The 1159-nt window shown below is 70.8% G+C and carries 2 protein-coding genes; both read left to right on the top strand.

The features are described from left to right. Nucleotides 1-320: arsenate reductase/protein-tyrosine-phosphatase family protein (locus tag Q2100_RS31340; protein ID WP_456094158.1), on the top strand; the 320-nt coding region annotated here is incomplete at its 5' end. Next, entirely contained in the window at nt 320-1147 is an 828-nt protein-coding gene (locus Q2100_RS31335; protein WP_302917136.1) for an SURF1 family cytochrome oxidase biogenesis protein, read from the top strand. The genes Q2100_RS31340 and Q2100_RS31335, both read left to right, overlap by 1 nt. The last annotated feature ends 12 nt before the right edge of the window (nt 1148-1159 follow it).

Genomic DNA, 1159 nt, shown 5'->3' with positions numbered 1-1159 from the left:
GTCGCGTGCTGCGTGCCCACGGCTACCCCTCGGCCCACTGCGCGGCGCAGGTCGACGACGACCACCGCAGCGCCGACCTCGTGGTGGCGCTGGGCCGCAACCACCTGCGCATGCTCGGTGAACAGGGCGTGCCGTCCAACCGGCTGCGGATGCTGCGCTCCTTCGACCCGCGCTCGGGCGCGCACGCGCTGGACGTCGACGACCCCTACTACGGCACGCAGGATGATTTCGAGGACGTGTTCCGGGTGATCGAGGCGGCGCTGCCCGGCCTGCACGACTGGGTGGACGAACGCCTCGCCGAGCGCGGGCTGGCCAGCTGATGCGACGGTGGGCGTTCTTCCTGCGACCGGGCTGGCTCGCCCTGTTCGTCGTGGTGATGGCGTTCGCCTACCTGTGCTTCACCGTGCTGGCTCCCTGGCAGCTCGGCAAGAACACCAAGACCTCTCGTGAGAACGACCAGATCGCCTACTCGCTGACCGCGGATCCGGTTCCAGTGACAACCCTGCTGCCGCAACAGGATTCGTCGGCGGCCGACGACCAGTGGCGGCGGGTGACGGCGACCGGCCACTATCTGCCCGACGCGCAGGTGCTGGCCCGGCTTCGGGTGGTCGACGGCGACCCCGCCTATGAGGTGCTGGTGCCGTTCGCCGTCGACGGCGGGCCCACCGTGCTCGTGAACCGCGGGTACGCCAAACCGGAGCAGGGCTCCCAGGTGCCGCCGATCGACCCCGTGCCGGGCGGCACGGTCACCATCACCGCGCGGCTGCGCGACTCCGAACAGGTTGCGCCCGACAAGAAGCCGATGCGTGCCGAGGGCTTCGACCAGGTGTACTCGATCAACACAGCGCAGGTCTCGGCCCTGACGGGGGTGCCGCTCACCGGTTCCTACCTGCAACTCGTCGAGGACCAGCCCGGCGGCCTCGGGGTGATCCCGCTGCCGCACCTCGACGCGGGGCCGTTCCTGTCGTACGGCATCCAGTGGATCGCGTTCGGCATCATCGCCCCCATCGGGCTCGGCTACTTCGTGTACTCCGAGATCCGGCAGCGCCGACTGGAGAAGGCCGCGGCGGCCGCGGCGGCAGCGGCCCCGCCTGCGCCACTCACCGCCGAACAGAAGATCGCCGACCGCTACGGCCGGCGGCGCTGAGCAGGACCGCCA

This window comes from Mycolicibacterium arseniciresistens, assembly GCF_030519285.1.
Taxonomy (GTDB): domain Bacteria; phylum Actinomycetota; class Actinomycetes; order Mycobacteriales; family Mycobacteriaceae; genus Mycobacterium; species Mycobacterium arseniciresistens.
This window is presented reverse-complemented; position numbering and strand designations above follow the sequence as displayed.

Excerpts from the sequence above, each read along its gene's own strand:
- Q2100_RS31335 (WP_302917136.1), top strand. The coding sequence starts at position 320 with ATGCGACGGTGGGCGTTCTTCCTGCGACCGGGCTGGCTCGCCCTGTTC.